This is a genomic window from Alkalicoccus daliensis (assembly GCF_900103955.1).
Lineage (GTDB): Bacteria > Bacillota > Bacilli > Bacillales > Salisediminibacteriaceae > Alkalicoccus > Alkalicoccus daliensis.
Map to the genome: position 1 here is coordinate 142,841 of NZ_FNIL01000008.1, position 15,651 is coordinate 158,491.

13 protein-coding genes are annotated in these 15,651 nt (G+C 43.3%); 12 read left to right on the forward strand and 1 reads right to left on the reverse strand.

Annotation, left to right across the window (positions count from 1 at the left end; translation table 11 throughout):
* Nucleotides 1-8: 8 nt before the first annotated feature.
* The 8 genes from BLP92_RS12800 (at nt 9) to pflA (ending at nt 11,403) form a co-directional block, all read left to right on the forward strand.
* Nucleotides 9-1,892 (forward strand): heavy metal translocating P-type ATPase, encoded by a 1,884-nt coding sequence (locus tag BLP92_RS12800; protein WP_090843350.1) that lies wholly within the window; start codon nt 9-11, stop codon nt 1,890-1,892.
* A 202-nt stretch (nt 1,893-2,094) separates the two neighbouring features.
* Nucleotides 2,095-2,805, forward strand: coding sequence for a Crp/Fnr family transcriptional regulator (locus tag BLP92_RS12805; protein WP_090843351.1), 711 nt, complete (start codon nt 2,095-2,097; stop codon nt 2,803-2,805).
* Between the two features lie 193 nt (nt 2,806-2,998).
* Nucleotides 2,999-4,594: an aspartate:alanine exchanger family transporter gene (locus BLP92_RS12810; RefSeq protein ID WP_090843352.1), complete on the forward strand. Its 1,596-nt coding sequence runs from the start codon at nt 2,999-3,001 to the stop codon at nt 4,592-4,594.
* Between the two features lie 451 nt (nt 4,595-5,045).
* Nucleotides 5,046-6,260 (forward strand): endo-1,4-beta-xylanase, encoded by a 1,215-nt coding sequence (locus tag BLP92_RS12815; RefSeq protein ID WP_090843353.1) that lies wholly within the window; start codon nt 5,046-5,048, stop codon nt 6,258-6,260.
* A 157-nt stretch (nt 6,261-6,417) separates the two neighbouring features.
* The gene (locus BLP92_RS12820) at nt 6,418-7,428 is read left to right on the forward strand and encodes a glutathione S-transferase family protein (RefSeq protein ID WP_210184570.1); all 1,011 of its coding nucleotides are present in this window, start codon (nt 6,418-6,420) and stop codon (nt 7,426-7,428) included.
* Between the two features lie 6 nt (nt 7,429-7,434).
* On the forward strand, nt 7,435-7,959 hold the full coding sequence (locus BLP92_RS12825) for a GNAT family N-acetyltransferase (protein ID WP_090843354.1): 525 nt from the start codon (nt 7,435-7,437) through the stop codon (nt 7,957-7,959).
* A 397-nt stretch (nt 7,960-8,356) separates the two neighbouring features.
* A complete protein-coding gene (pflB, locus tag BLP92_RS12830) occupies nt 8,357-10,609 on the forward strand; it encodes a formate C-acetyltransferase (protein ID WP_090843355.1) in 2,253 nt (750 codons plus the stop codon).
* A 68-nt stretch (nt 10,610-10,677) separates the two neighbouring features.
* Nucleotides 10,678-11,403 (forward strand): pyruvate formate-lyase-activating protein, encoded by a 726-nt coding sequence (pflA, locus tag BLP92_RS12835; RefSeq protein WP_090843356.1) that lies wholly within the window; start codon nt 10,678-10,680, stop codon nt 11,401-11,403.
* Between the two features lie 61 nt (nt 11,404-11,464).
* On the opposite strand, the gene BLP92_RS18220 is transcribed toward pflA, so the two are convergent.
* Complete coding sequence (locus BLP92_RS18220; RefSeq protein ID WP_280138093.1) at nt 11,465-11,758, reverse strand: DUF3817 domain-containing protein; 294 nt, start codon at nt 11,756-11,758, stop codon at nt 11,465-11,467.
* A gap of 322 nt (nt 11,759-12,080) precedes the next feature.
* Here BLP92_RS18220 and BLP92_RS12845 point away from each other — a divergent pair, with 322 nt between their 5' ends.
* The 4 genes from BLP92_RS12845 to BLP92_RS12860 form a co-directional block, all read left to right on the forward strand.
* On the forward strand, nt 12,081-12,827 hold the full coding sequence (locus BLP92_RS12845) for a sugar phosphate isomerase/epimerase family protein (RefSeq protein ID WP_090843358.1): 747 nt from the start codon (nt 12,081-12,083) through the stop codon (nt 12,825-12,827).
* An 18-nt stretch (nt 12,828-12,845) separates the two neighbouring features.
* Nucleotides 12,846-13,649, forward strand: coding sequence for a hypothetical protein (locus tag BLP92_RS12850; protein WP_090843359.1), 804 nt, complete (start codon nt 12,846-12,848; stop codon nt 13,647-13,649).
* Between the two features lie 615 nt (nt 13,650-14,264).
* A complete protein-coding gene (locus BLP92_RS12855; protein ID WP_090843360.1) occupies nt 14,265-15,056 on the forward strand; it encodes an SDR family oxidoreductase in 792 nt (263 codons plus the stop codon).
* A gap of 305 nt (nt 15,057-15,361) precedes the next feature.
* Nucleotides 15,362-15,651, forward strand: a 290-nt coding sequence (locus BLP92_RS12860) for a helix-turn-helix domain-containing protein (RefSeq protein WP_139148954.1), incomplete at its 3' end; no start/stop codon positions are given.

Genomic DNA, 15,651 nt, shown 5'->3' on the forward strand with positions numbered 1-15,651 from the left:
GAAAACAAATGCTGAATAAAATAAATCAATATAAGAATTATCTCACCGTGGTCACAGGAGCACTGATTGTACTATCCTTTTTCCTGGGCCAGGCTGTTTGGAAAGATGCATTTCTTATTGCTGCGACAGTAATTGCCGGCATACCAATTTTTATTAAAGCGTTTCAGGCTTTAAGAATGAAAAGCTTCAGTATTGAATTACTCGTAACCATTGCTGTTATTGGTGCGCTGATCATAGGTGAATACGTAGAATCAGCGGTAGTAACCTTTCTCTTTTTGTTCGGCGGCTACCTGGAAGCGCGGACGCTTGCAAAAACCCGTTCCTCCTTAAAGAAATTAATGGAACTTGCTCCACAGGAAGCTACTGTTATTAGGGACGGCAGACAAGCTGCAGTGCCGGTGGAAGAAGTAGAGGCAGGGGACAGAGTGATTATTCGTTCCGGTGGTAAAGTTCCTGTAGATGGGAAAATAGCAGCTGGAGAAGCTTCATTTATAGAAGCGGCAATTACCGGAGAAAGCAAACCTTCTTTTAAAGGGGAGCAATCTTCCGTGTTCAGCGGTACCATACTCGACAGCGGTTATGTGGAAGTAATTGCGGAAAAAGTGGGAGACGATACAACGTTTGCGAAGATTATAGAATTAGTGGAAGAAGCGCAGGAAAGCAAATCAAAAACCGAGAAATTCCTGGACCGCTTTGCCCAGTTCTATACACCCGGCGTAGTAGTATTAGCTTTGCTGGTATATGTGATCACCGTAAATCTTCATCTGGCGATTACCTTTCTTGTGGTAGCCTGTCCGGGTGCTTTAGTCATCGGAGCGCCTGTTTCCAACGTTGCCGGAATAGGGAACGGGGCACGCAAAGGTGTATTGATAAAAGGTGGAGAGGCTGTGGAATCCTTAGCAGGGATCGATACGCTCGTTTTCGATAAAACCGGTACCTTAACGAAAGGAAAGCCGGAAGTGACAGAAATCAAGACATTTCTGCAGTACAGCGGAGAAGAGCTGCTTACTCTTTCAGCGCAGGCTGAAACAATTTCTGAACATCACCTGGGAAAAGCCATCGTTAGGGAAGCAGAGAATACAGGGCTTCCCCGGGCAGAAAAAGTGCAGGGTGAAATAATCAAAGGAAAGGGAATTAAAGCACAGGTCAATGGAAAAGAAATAATTCTCGGCAACAGAAGCTTGCTTCAAACAGCCGGAATTCCTGTTACCGATGCTGCAGAAGCACATGCAGAGAAACAGGAAAGAGCAGGGAATACAGCGATTTTTGCAGTGATCAACAGTGAAATTGCGGGAATCATCTCCATTGCTGATCAAATCCGGAAGGAAGCACCGGAAGCGCTGGCTGCCTTAAGAGAAAATGGGATAAGAAGAATTATTATGCTGACGGGAGACAATCGGCACAGTGCGGTACTGGTCGCGGAACAGCTGAAGATAGAAGAGGTACATGCGGAACTGCTTCCACAGGACAAGGTAAAGTTTATTCATGAACTGCAGGCCCAGGGACATAAGGTTGCCATGGCAGGAGACGGTATTAATGACGCCCCGGCCATTGCAGCGGCGGATATCGGCCTTGCTATGGGAGAAGGTGGAACAGAAATTTCTATGGAAACGGCGGATGTCGTATTAATGGCAGATAAGCTGATGCAGCTTTCCCACGCTTACTCTCTTGCAAAAGCGACCAGCAGAAATATGAAGCAGAATACGTATTTTGCGGTAGGCACCGTGGTTATTCTGCTGACAGGTGTTTTAATGGGAGGAATTCACCTTGCTTCCGGGATGTTTATTCATGAAGCAAGCGTACTGCTGGTAATTTTAAACGCGATGCGGCTGATTAAATTTGCAGAAAAGAAACAAAAAAAGCATCCGCAGTTATTACCTGAACCAGCTTAGCCCAGGAAGCTCAGGAGGTACTGTTTTCCGGAAAATTCTGGGAAATAGTGCCTCTTCGACTATAGTTTTTTAGTAAAGACAGTGTAATAATAGAAGTAGAAAACGGCTGAAGACGTTCCTCGCTTTTTCGGCTTCACAACAGAGCTGGACAGTGTTTGAAATGAATTTAAATTTTTATGGAAAGCGGCAGGGGGTAATAAAAATGGCAGAGAAAAATTTGACGGTTTCTTCTGAATGTAACCACCAAAGTAAATCCCACAGCGCCTGTATATCGAAGGTGCCTATTTTTAATCACCTGGAAAATGAACAGATGGATGAAATTATGCAGACAGTCCGGCCTGTTTCATTTAAAAAAGGAGAACTTCTCTACCGGGCAGGCGAAGTATCAGATTCACTTTATATAGTGAATCAGGGAAAGGTGAAAATATACAGACTGTCTGCGGGTGGAAAAGAGCAGCTGATACGGCTGCTTCTGCCCGGGGATTTTACGGGTGAACTGGCACTTTTTCATGAAGGAACGCATGAAGTGTATGCAGAAGCAATGGAAAAAGCAAGTATCTGCATGATTACCAGAACAGAACTCCAGCAGTTTCTGCTGAAATTCCCTTCTATTTCTTTGAAAATACTGCAGGAGTTTTCTTCAAGGCTGGACACTACCGAAAAGCAGGCGAGCCGCACAGCTATGGAAAATGTAGAAACGAGGCTTGCGATGTTTCTGGCGGAAACAATGGATAAAGCAGGGACTCAGGAATTCATTCTGCCGATGAGTAAAAAAGACACAGCTTCCTATTTAGGTACGACTCCCGAAACGATCAGCCGAAAACTGGCAGAATTAGAAAAGCAGGGATATATCAAACAGAAAAAGCAGAAAAAAATAGAAGTGATTGATTTGGACGGGCTCCTTTTAGTATGAGCTTCATGGCTTCCACCGGTTGAATTGCTTGTATATATAATTAAAGGCCTCTTATTTTTTAAAGAGGTCTTTTATATTTGTATGGATAAAGAAGATATTCATGATATAATTATTGTGAAATATTTCACAATAATAATGATTATATTTTAGCAGTATTAATATAGAAAGATAGCTGTAGAGGAAGGGAACCGTAATGAACATACAGGCAATACTTCAGGAACCTTTAGTGTTACTTTTTATTATTTTATTTATAGGCTCTCTTGCAGGAGAGGCAAAAATAAAAGGAATCAGTCTGGGAATGAGTGCCGTCCTTTTTACAGCCATGATATTCGGCCATTTTGGCTACGAGGTTTCCGGTGTCGTGCAGAACCTTGGACTTAGCTTATTTATCGTAGCTGTAGGTCTGCAGGCAGGCCCACGATTTTTTCGGATGATGCGTACTTCAGGTGTAATTTACGGGATTATCGGCTTGCTGACTATCCTTACTGCGGCAGCTACCACGCTTGTCATGGCCCGACTGTTTGATCTTTCACCAGCATTAAGCATTGGCATCATGAGTGGTGCGCTGACCAGCACCCCCGGGCTTGCAGCAGCACTGGAAGCGACCGGAGATCCACTGGCATCTGTCGGCTATGGAATTGCCTATCCATTCGGCGTCCTGGCAGTAGTATTGTTTGTACAGCTGCTGCCGAAAGTATTAAAAGTGGATTTAATGAGAGATCTGCAGCGGAAAACAGGTCCTCTCAGACATCAGAAATCTCCGGAAGTAATGACGATCGAGGTTACCAGTGATAAAGCACATAAACGTACGCTGAAGGAACTGGAAGTGGGGAAAGGAACTTCTGCAGTTATCAGCCGTGTAATAAGAGGGGACCGAAATATAATCAGCTTAAGCGATACAGTTATTTTAAAAGGAGATAAATTGGTAACAGTAGGTCTTCCTGCAGACTTGAAAAGTATCAGAGAGCAGCTTGGCAGAGAAGTAAATCTTGCATTTGAAAATCATGATCATGTAAAACTCCGAAAAGTTACTGTAGCCGCTACTGATATGGTGGGTAAAAGTTTAAGGGAGCTCGCTCTGCGAAGAACTTACGGGGTGACAGTGACGAGAATTGAACGCGGCGGCTTTGAATTCAATCAGCATCCCGGATGGAGACTGGAGCAGGGGGACATTCTGACTGTAGTAAGCAGTGAGGAACGGATAGATGAAGTAGAAAAGCTGTTCAGCAAAAGAAAACTGGAAACAACCAATGTCCATATTTTCTCACTCAGTTTGATTCTTCTGCTGGGAATTCTTCTGGGAATGATACCGATCAGTATTCCTGGACTCGGTACTATAACTTTGGGTGTTGCAGGAGGCCCACTGTTTGCAGCTTTAATTATCGGACATTTCGGCCGGCTCGGCCCGATCCGCGCCCGCTTTTTTCAGCCTTCCAATCAAATCATACGGGATATTGGCCTGGTGCTGTTTTTAGCTGGCGCTGGAACAACTGCTGGAGCGGGACTTGCTGACGTAATAGCAGAAGAAGGCTTAAAACTGCTTGCAGCCGGGGCAGTAATTACGATTGTACCTTTACTGCTCGGATTTTTAGTGGCCGTAAAATTATTTCATTTAAGTATGCTTCACTCGCTGGGCGCTCTCTGTGGCGGAATGACAAGTACACCGGGCTTAGGAGCACTCAATCAAATCGTGGATTCTGAGGATCCTTCTATCGCCTATGCAGCAGCATACCCGTTTGCATTAATATCCGTAGCGCTTGTGTCCCAGGTGCTCGTCTTATTTCTTTAACACTGTCGAAACAGCTTGAGTTAATTACTGGGGCTGTTTTTTAACATCCAATAAAAAAATATGCTGATTAAGGAGTTTTTCATCTAACATTATTTATTGAATAAACAAAATTAAAATCCATTAATTTGGGAATTACACTCTGTAGTTCTTATGGCTTCCACTATATTTAGGTTTTAAGGGCTTTGGAATGGGTTTAAAATTCTAATTTAACAATTAATGCAAGCCGTATTTCCTGTTTTCAGAAAACTTCGTTTATTCAGTGTACTAATACCAAAAATGGTTATATAATAAATTTATGAAAACCCTTACATGGTTGCTGCTGAAAGAAAAATTTACAGCATGACGGAAATTTTCCAGTGCTCTTTTCGTCCAGCTGGCTGTAATGACTTTAGCTGATGATCATTAATGCAGGTTTTTAAAAATTTAATTCCAACATAAAAGGAGAGTTTGTATGCTGAGAGTATTAAGAAAACCGATTGTGGCAGGTTTAACAGTTTCATTATTAATTTCTGCTGGAGCTGGCACCGTGGCAGCACAGGGGAATGGCAATGGCGGTCCTCCAAAGGGTGGAATTTTTGGTGAAGGAGAAAAGGGAAATGGGAATTCCACTCCTCATGCCTGGCAGGTAGCTTCTCTTGCAGAACGATATGATGACTCCTTCGATATAGGTGCAGCTGTGGAACCGTATCAGCTGAAAGGAAAGCAGGCAAAAATACTTAAGCATCACTACAACAGCCTCGTTGCTGAAAACGCGATGAAGCCGATTTCACTGCAGCCGCAGGAGGGCGAGTGGAACTGGGAAGGTGCGGACCAGATTGTAGAATTCGCAAGGAAGCACGATATGGAACTCCGCTTCCACACGCTTGTATGGCACAACCAGGTGCCTGACTGGTTCTTTATTGATGAAGAAGGAAACCAGATGGTTGACGAACAGGATCCAGTGAAGCGGGAAGAGAATAAAGCACTGCTGCTCGAGCGTCTTGAAACGCATGTAAAAACAGTAGTAGAACGGTACAAGGGTGATGTAACATCGTGGGATGTAGTCAATGAAGCAATTGATGACGGCAGTCCGAATGAAAGAGGGCTTCGTGAAACACCTTGGTACCAGATTACGGGAGATGAATATATCCGCACAGCATTTGAAACTGCTCGAGAATATGGCGGGGAAAACGCAAAGCTTTACATTAATGATTACAATACAGAAGTGGAAAACAAACGAGATAATTTATATAATCTGGTAGAAGAGCTTGTAAATGACGGAGTGCCGATTGACGGAGTAGGGCATCAGGCACATATCCAGATTGGCTGGCCATCATTGGATCAAATGAGAAATTCTTTTGATATGTTTACAGAATTAGGATTAGACAATCAGGTGACGGAGCTGGATGTAAGCCTTTACGGCTGGCCGCCGGATAATGCATATGAAACGTATGCTGATATTCCTACGCAGGACCTGCTGAATCAGGCAGACCGTTACAACGATATTTTCGAATTGTATGAAGAGCTTGGAGACGATTTGAGCAGCGTAACGTTCTGGGGTATTGCAGACAATCATACGTGGCTTGATGACCGTGCCGTGCAGTACAGCGGTTCCGGGGTGGATGCACCATTTGTTTTCGACGAAAATTACAGAGTGAAACCAGCTTTCTGGTCCATTATTGATTAATTGAAAATTCATGATAAAATGAAGCCCGTTCTCTTTATAGAGCGGGCTTTTTTTATATGAAAGTAAATTAATTACTTTTTGTAAGTTTAATTTCTTGACCCCTTTTCTATTTCGTGCGATAACAAAATTACGAGAAAAATTTTGGGAGAAAAGAGGGATTATCATCAGTGATCAGCAGCAAACGAAAGTTTCCGCAGAAATCAGCAAAGATGGGTCATTTAAACGCCAGCTGAACAGGTTCGTTACACCGTTTGGAGATGGCTCCAAAAATCTTCCTGTCGAACCAGGACGATACCGCCTGCTTTGGTCAGCCGCCTGTCCCTGGGCACACCGCGCAGTAATTGTAAGAAAGGTTCTAGGTCTTGAAAATGCAATTAGCCTTGGCACAGCAAGTCCAATGCGCCCGCAGGCAGGAAGGGTGGACTGGGAATTTTCTCTCGATAAAAATGATCGTGATCCTGTTCTTGGAGTGCAGTATATCAGCGAGGTTTACCAGAATGCTGACGCTGCTTATTCAGGTCGTCCTACAGTGCCGGTGATGGTGGATATCCCACAGAAAAAAGCTGTGAATAATGATTATTTCCATCTGACAAATTATCTGGAAACAGCCTGGGCCCCCTTCCATAAAGAAGGAGCTCCTGATCTGTATCCGGAGTCTCTGCGCAGGAAGATCGACGAGTTAAACGAGGATATATTTCATCATGTTAATAATGGTGTTTATAAATGCGGGTTTGCAAATTCACAGGAAGCATATGAAAAAGCGTATAAAGAGCTCTTTGAAAAACTTGATGAACTGGAAGTAAAACTCTCTGCGCAGCGTTTTCTGCATGGAGACTTTATAACGGATTCAGATGTAAGGCTTTATACGACGCTGGCCCGTTTTGATGCAGCCTATTATAATGGATTTAATACGAATCGCAATTTACTTAGGGAAATGCCAAACTTATGGGGGTATGCAAGAGATTTATATCAAACACCCGGATTTGGTGACACCACAGACTTTGAAGCAATTAAAAGGCATTATCATCTGTCCATTACGATTCATCCGGACAGTACCGCAGCAAAAATTCTGCCGAAAGGACCGGATCTCTCTGTCTGGGAAACTCCACATCACAGAGAAAAACTCAGCAGGCAGGATGCAAAGTTCCTGCAGGAGAAAAGAGGATAGTTTTCAATGAGTGTATTAATTAGAGAAGCAGCCGCAGAAGAAGTTTCATTTATAAGGGAGCAACGTCTTCAGGCTTATGAAGATCACCGGAATGCAGTTCCGGAAGAACACTGGCAGGCTTTAAAAAAAGCAATTACTTCTGAAGCGGACAGCCAGCCGGGAGTAGAGCTTTTCGTTGCTGAAAAAAATGATAAAATTATTGGCAGCATTGCTTTATTCCCAGCCTTAACAGATGCATATGAAGGAATGACGGCAGAACTGGATTATCCTGAAATTCGTGTACTAGCGGTTGCACCGGAAGCGAGAGGAAAGGGAGCTGCCTCCGCACTCATAGCTGCTTGTATTCAGCGGGCGAAAGAAAAAGGATACAATTATATTGGTCTTCACACAGGAGAGTTTATGCACGAAGCAATTGCTCTATATCAAAAGCACGGTTTTGAACGGCAGCCGGAACACGATTTTGAACCGGCGGGAGACGGTGTTACAGTTAAAGCTTTCCGGCTTTCTCTGGAGCAGGATAAGAGAGGCTGAATATATAATAAAAAGGCACAGAGACTATCATGTCCCTGTGTCTATTTAAGTTGCAGAAAACTGCAATTATAAAAGCTTCGATGCAGCATTCCTGTTTTGGGAAATGCCTGTACAAACACTTCCAGCTGTAAAAGCTTACATAAAGCAGGCTGTTTCGCAATTTTAAAGTAAACGGCAGAGAGCTGGCATCCTACTCTCTTTTAAACATGAGATTACCTCATTTACAGTGACAAAAATCACAATTTCCAAAAAAACAGCTTAACTGTTGTCTAATTTGTGAAATAATTCACAAATGGTATTATTCTTAGTTATACCCGGTTATAATAAACTTAGATCAACGTTGTCACATATTTGGGGAAGCGCTTAACCTATATTACGATTGGAGGAGTGATGCTTTATGGCTATGATGTACCAGGAGTATCAAAAGCAAGGATGGGAAGGGTTTAAGCAAGGGAACTGGCAGCAAAAAGTAGATGTCCGGGATTTCATCCAAAATAATTATCATTTATACGAAGGGGACGAAAGTTTTTTAGCTGGTGCCACGGAAGCAACACTGGAGTTATGGGATCAGGTAATGAAGCTTACGAAAGAAGAGCGGGAGCGCGGAGGAGTATATGATCTCGATACGAAAGTAGTTTCTACAATTACTTCTCATGATGCAGGTTATCTGAATCAGGAAAAGGAAAAAATTGTCGGCGTGCAGACAGAGGTGCCGTTAAAACGTTCCATGCAGCCGCTCGGCGGAATTAAAATGTCTAAAGCAGCGCTCGAATCATATGGGTACGAGCTCGACAACGAAATAGAGCAGATATTTACCGACTACCGGAAAACACACAATCAGGGAGTATTCGATGCCTATACCCCTGAAATGCGGCTGGCTCGAAAAGTGGGGATCATTACAGGTCTCCCTGATGCATACGGCAGAGGAAGAATTATTGGGGACTACCGCAGAGTAGCACTTTACGGCGTTGATTTCCTGATTAAAAGTAAACAGGAAGAGATGGCTGGAATGTCTGGTGCAATGACAGAAGATAAAATCCGGCTGCGGGAAGAAACTACAGAGCAGATCCGCGCCTTGCAGGAACTGAAAGAGCTTGGAAACATATACGGTTTTGATATTTCAGCACCGGCGGAAAATGCAGTGGAAGCAATACAATGGCTGTATCTAGGTTACCTTGCGGCAGTAAAAGAGCAGAACGGGGCGGCGATGAGTCTGGGGCGCGTTTCTACTTTCCTTGATATTTACATTGAGCGAGATCTTGAAAAAGGTACACTTACTGAGGAAGAGGCACAGGAACTCGTCGACCACTTCGTGATGAAGCTGCGTCTCGTAAAATTTGCGCGTACGCCGGAATACAACGATCTTTTCAGCGGTGACCCAACATGGGTGACAGAATCAATCGGCGGTATGGGACTTGACGGCCGGCCGCTGGTAACAAAAAATTCTTTCCGGTTCCTTCACACTCTCACCAATCTCGGACCGGCACCGGAACCGAACTTAACGGTGCTCTGGTCACCGGAACTGCCGCAGGCATTTAAAAATTACTGTGCGAAAACATCTATCGAATCAAGTTCTATTCAATACGAAAACGACGAGCTGATGCGTCCTGAATACGGCGATGATTACGGTATTGCCTGCTGCGTATCCGCGATGTCCATCGGGAAACAGATGCAGTTCTTCGGTGCGAGAGCCAATCTGGCGAAAGCACTGCTGTACGCAATTAACGGCGGTGTAGATGAAAAAACAAATATTAAAGTAACGCCGGGGATTGAACCGATCACTTCTGAGTATCTTGATTATAACGAAGTAATGAAGAATTATGACGCGGTAATGGAATGGCTGGCAGAGCTTTATATTAATACGCTGAACATTATCCACTATATGCACGATAAGTACTCCTACGAAAGAATTGAAATGGCACTGCACGACAAAGACATTCTTCGCACGATGGCAACAGGTATTGCAGGACTTTCTGTTGCAGCTGATTCTCTCAGCGCGATCAAGCATGCGAAAGTAAGAGTGATCAGAGACGAAAACGGTCTGGCTGTTGATTACGAAGTAGAAGGAGAATATCCGCAGTACGGCAACGATGATGACCGTGTTGATCAAATTGCTAAGGATCTTGTGATAAAGTTTTCTAAAATGCTTAAGCAGCATGAAACTTACAGAAATTCTGTAACGACCATGTCTATTCTGACAATTACTTCAAACGTAGTCTACGGCAAGAAAACAGGAAATACTCCAGATGGCAGAAAAGACGGCGAGCCATTTGCTCCAGGAGCAAATCCGCTGCACGGCAGGGATAAAAAGGGAGCCCTCGCATCCTTAAACTCTGTTGCAAAAATGCCTTATGAATATGCACTGGACGGAATTTCCAACACATTTACGATCGTAGCAAAAGCACTTGGTAAAGAAGAAGAAAGCCAAAAAGCAAATCTGGCTGCCATACTCGATGGATATGCAGACCAGCAGGGCCACCACTTGAACATTAACGTACTGGACCGGGCAACGCTTCTTGATGCGATGGAGAAGCCGGAGGAATATCCACAGCTCACCATCCGTGTTTCCGGTTACGCGGTGAACTTCATTAAGCTCACCCGCGACCAGCAGATTGATGTAATTAACCGCACGTTCCATGAATCAATGTAAGTAAGGCGGGTGCAAGAGGGGATTTCCCTTCTGCACCTCCCTTACAGGAGGTATAGGAGGGAAAAGGTATGGACGGAAGAATTCATTCAATAGAAACAGCAGGGATGGTGGACGGACCAGGCATTCGCTATGTGATTTTCACACAGGGCTGTCTGCTCCGCTGCCAATTCTGTCATAATCCGGATACGTGGGACAGAAAAACGGGGGAAATGAGAAGTGTTGCTTCATTAATAGAGGATATTAAAAAATATATTCCTTATATGAAACGTTCCGGGGGCGGAGTTACCGTAAGCGGCGGAGAGCCGCTGCTGCAGACAGAATTTCTTCTGGAACTGTTTAAAGAGTGTAAGAAGCTTGGTATTCATACAACGATAGACAGTTCCGGCGGCTGTTACTCCCAGGGAACAGGGTTTCAAAAGACTTTTAAAGAACTGCTGAAATACACGGATTTAGTGCTCGTTGATTTGAAACAGATGGACGATGCGAAACACCGGGTCCTTACAGGCGTTTCGAATAAGCACATTTTTCAGTTTGCAAAACAGCTCTCTGAGGAAAATGTGCCAGTGTGGATCCGTCATGTACTGGTGCCGGGACGCTATGAAGAAAAAGATTTAACAGATCTTGCAGCATTTATTGAAACACTCACGAATGTAGAAAAAGTAGAGATTCTTCCTTATCATAAAATGGGTGTGTATAAGTGGGAGGAACTGGGCCTCGACTATCCACTCGAAGGTGTGAACACCCCTTCTGAGGAAGAAGTGAACCGGGCAAAAGAACTTTTGAATATTAACTAAAAGACCTTCTCCCAATGCGGAGAAGGTCTTTTAGTTTTTTATGTGTGGAATCAGGAAACACTCACTTAAAAGATGTGTGAATGCGGCGATCCAGCAGAAAATTTCCAAAGGGAACAAATGCAGCTGCTACAGCGCCAAAAAACCACTTGAGGGACCAGCGTATTTTATACGTAGTATAAACAGTAAGCATCATATAAATGATAAATAAGAAGCCGTGCAGGGCACCGGCGATAGAAACTGCTTCTGAAATTCCCAGCATGTATTTAAACGGCATAGCTACAAACAGAAGAATGATTAAAGAAGCGCCTTCTAAAAGACCCATAATACGGAAACGTCCTAAGTCATTATTAAACACTACTCTTAAACCTCCTGGGGCTGCAGGTATTTTCAACAAGCAGTAACAAATTTCATCATATGTCAGATCCTCAATAAAAAGAATCTCTCTTTCCGTCGCATTTGCGAAAGGTTTATGACAACCACGCAGTCGGTGTTTTAACAAAAATTGTTTTATGAGGAATAGATTGCTGCTGGGAGGAATTTTAGACATTAATAATTTCAGGATGATAAGGAAAAGTTCAAAAAAGTTTTTGAATTGTTTTGAAAAGGAAGTTTATGTATTTGAACTTTCATGCTAGAGTAAATGTAACTGATTTCATTACATATGAGGAGAGATATATATGACAAAGATTCCAGCAGCAATTCAGCTTTACAGCTTACGGGAGGAAACAGAAAAAGATTTTGCAGGAACCTTAAAAAAAGTTGCTGCACTGGGGTACCAGGGCGTGGAATTTGCAGGCTACGGGGGGCTCCAGGCATCGGAATTAAAAAAGCTCCTTGAAGAGACCGGCTTAAAACCGGCAGGGGCACATGTACCGCTGGAAGTGCTGGAAACGGACCTTGATACTGTAATTGCGTATCAAAAAGAAATTGGCAACCAGCATATTATCTGTCCATTTCTGCAGGAGGAAGACCGCGTCAGCAAAGCAAAGTACGAAGAGATAGCAGAGAAGTTAAAACATATTGCCGCACGTGTTTCCGAGGCTGGACTTACATTCAGTTATCATAATCACGATTTTGAATTAGAGGAAAAGGAAGGAATTAAGCCTTTAGAACTCTTATTGGATGTAGAAAACGTAAATGCAGAGCTTGATGTTTACTGGCTGAAAAAAGCAGGAGAGCAGCCAACGGAGTGGTTGAAGAAGTATAAAAATAAAACAAATCTTGTGCATCTGAAAGATATGACGACAGATGGAGAACAGTTTTTTGCTGAGCTTGGCACGGGAGGAATTGACGTAAAAGAAGTAATACAGATATGTGAAACGATTGGGGTAGAATGGCTCGTAGTAGAACAGGATGTTTCAAAAATAGGAGCAATGAAAAGCGCTGAGGTCAGTATAAATTATTTACAGAAACACTATTATTAACTCCGGGAGGGAAAGTAGATGGAACAAAAGATAACTTCTTCCGTTTTATTCATTCTGCTGCTTTCTCTTCTTACAGCCTGCAACGGAAATGCAGCGTCTGATGAAGGAGAAACAAATCAAAATACTGACATTGAAGCTGCCGAAGAAGAGACACAAGCAAGCGAAGAAGAAGCTGCATTGGAAGAGGAAATAGAAGAACTGGAAGCTGAGATGTCAGAACTGGAAACTCTTCTGGAAAGGCAGGAAGAGAAAGTGAATACGCTGGAGAACCAGCTGGAAGTTTCTCAGGAAAGAAGTGACACTTTAAAAGATCAGCTGGAGGAATCCAGAGAAACTGCTTCTGCTGCTGCAGAGGAACTGAGAGAGCTTGAAAGTCTTTCTGACAGAAACTACTCTTTACGTGGAGATGGATTTTATACACAGGTCTGGATGAATAACCATCCTCCGGAGGAAATGGAAGGATGGGAACCGGGTACTACCGAATGGCAGCCCTCGAATTGGGAAATAGAAAACTCATTCACTGCTGGAACAAGCCAATATTCTGCACCCGAACGGCTTATATTCGATTGGCTGAGTGCGGAAGGACTGCTGGAACGCAAAGATTCATTTGATGAACTGGCTATCCGGACAAAATTTATTTCTGACAGTGAAGCAGAGATTCTCGTTTTAGAGTGGGGACTGCGGGATGATGCGACAGCTGGAAATGATTATCTTTTCCATATGAAAAAGGAAAATGAAGCATGGGGTATAGCAGAACTGGAAGAAAGATACCACTGCCGCCGCGGAATATCGGAAGAGAATGATGAAGAATTATGCAAGTAAATGATGATAGAACCATATAGAAGCTGATTGAAGCTTTTGTATGGTTCTTTTTTATGCAGGAAAATATTAACTACATTAATTTCCAGCAGAGAGATAGAAGGGAAATGGAGGCAAATGCGTCCGATAAAAATGAATACCAGTGCTGAAAAAATGAATTAATGGTAATTCGGCACTTTAAAAATGAGAAAAGCATGCCAGTGCGGGAGTAAAGAGGTCACACGGGAGTGAAGTCTGTTCAAAATGAGTAACTCACCTTGCTGCGAGAGTAAAGTGTCCTCAGTGAGAGTAAATCAGCAAATGCTTCCGGCGGTGAACGTTCATACCGCCTGTGGAAGAAGGAGGTCGGAAGATCCCGGAAGACGTTAGTCTACCCGGAGATCTCCTCCACGGCAAGCCTGCCGAGTTGCAGCGAAGTCTTGTATTATTATCAACACTGAACATTAACAGAGCTAATTTTTAAACGGAGCTTTTATTTTCAAAGCAGCCTTTAATTAACTGCACATCCATAAAATCAAGCATATCGTAAATGAATGAATATTGACCCGGCAAGGTTTACAAAGAAAAAAGATTGGGAACTGTAATGGAAGAAATATACTGACGAAAAGGGTGGATTTTATGGATAAATATTCTTCATTAGAAGGAAAAACAGCATTTGTTACCGGAGGAGGATCCGGTATGGGGAAAGCTGCAGCGCTGCAGCTGGCCGCACAGGGAGTAAAAGTATGTCTTGTTGATATAGATGAAGAAGAGTGTAAGGATACTAAAGACGAAATTGAAAATAATGGCGGAACAGCCATCGTAGCTGCTGCAGATACAGCAGACGCAGACCAGATGAAAGAAGCATTTCAAAAGACTGTCGATGAATTTGGAAAGCTGGATATTGTATTTGCCAATGCAGGTATTAACGGCACGGTGGCACCGATAGAAGATTTAGATTCAGAAGAATGGGATCAAACGATTCAGACGAACTTAAAAGGGACTTTCCATTCTGTGAAATTTGCTATACCACATATGAAAGATAATGGCGGCAGTATTATACTTACCAGTTCTGTAAATGGGACAAGGGTATTTTCAAACTTCGGTATGTCTGCCTACAGCAGTTCAAAAGCAGGACAGCTTGCTTTCGGTAAAATGGCGGCACTGGAGCTCTCTAACTATAAAATCCGAGTTAACGTGATCTGCCCAGGCTTTATTGAAACAGATATTGGAGAAAATACTTTCCCTAAAGATGAGAAACTCGAAAAAATAGAGATTCCAGTTGAACACCCGGAAGGAGATCAGCCGCTGAAAGGAGAGGGAGGAGATCCTGAAGAAGTAGCAGACCTTGTATCTTTTCTGGCATCAGACGCCTCAAAACATATTACAGGCACAGAACTGTTTATTGACGGAGGCTCTTCACTCTTATAATTTAGTCCGCTGTTTGTACAATCCTCAGCTTTAAACAACATGTAAAGGAAGCGGCTAAAAAAATTTACACTGTAAACTGCATGAATCAATTGCTTCAGGCTGTTGAGAAAGTACTTTTTTTGTATAAGTATACGATATTATGCTTTTGTCTCCGAAGGGTCGCTTTCCGGAGGGGACTCTCTCAGCTAACCTGCCTCCTTTCTTCTGCCCCTGCGGGCAGGAGAAATAGCTGAAGGCCAGCCCCACGGCAAGGTAGTGCACCCCAGAAGTTAGAGTTAAAAATCTAACTTCTGGGGTGTTTTTGTATGACAATGTATAGTGAGGAATTTAAATTAATGATTGTGAAGGAGTATATGCAAGGAGAGCTGGGATACCGGTTATTGGCGAAGAAATACTTGATCCCTAGTGTCACTCCCATCAAACGGTGGGTTCGTGCCTATCAACATTACGGAGTAAAAGGAGTACAGAAACCACGTTCCAAACCAGTTTATTCTGTCCAATTCAAACTGCATGTATTACACTTTAGGAACCAGACAGGTGCTTCTCTTCAGGAGACGGCGACCGCCTTCGACTTGCACGACCCTTCCTTAATCTC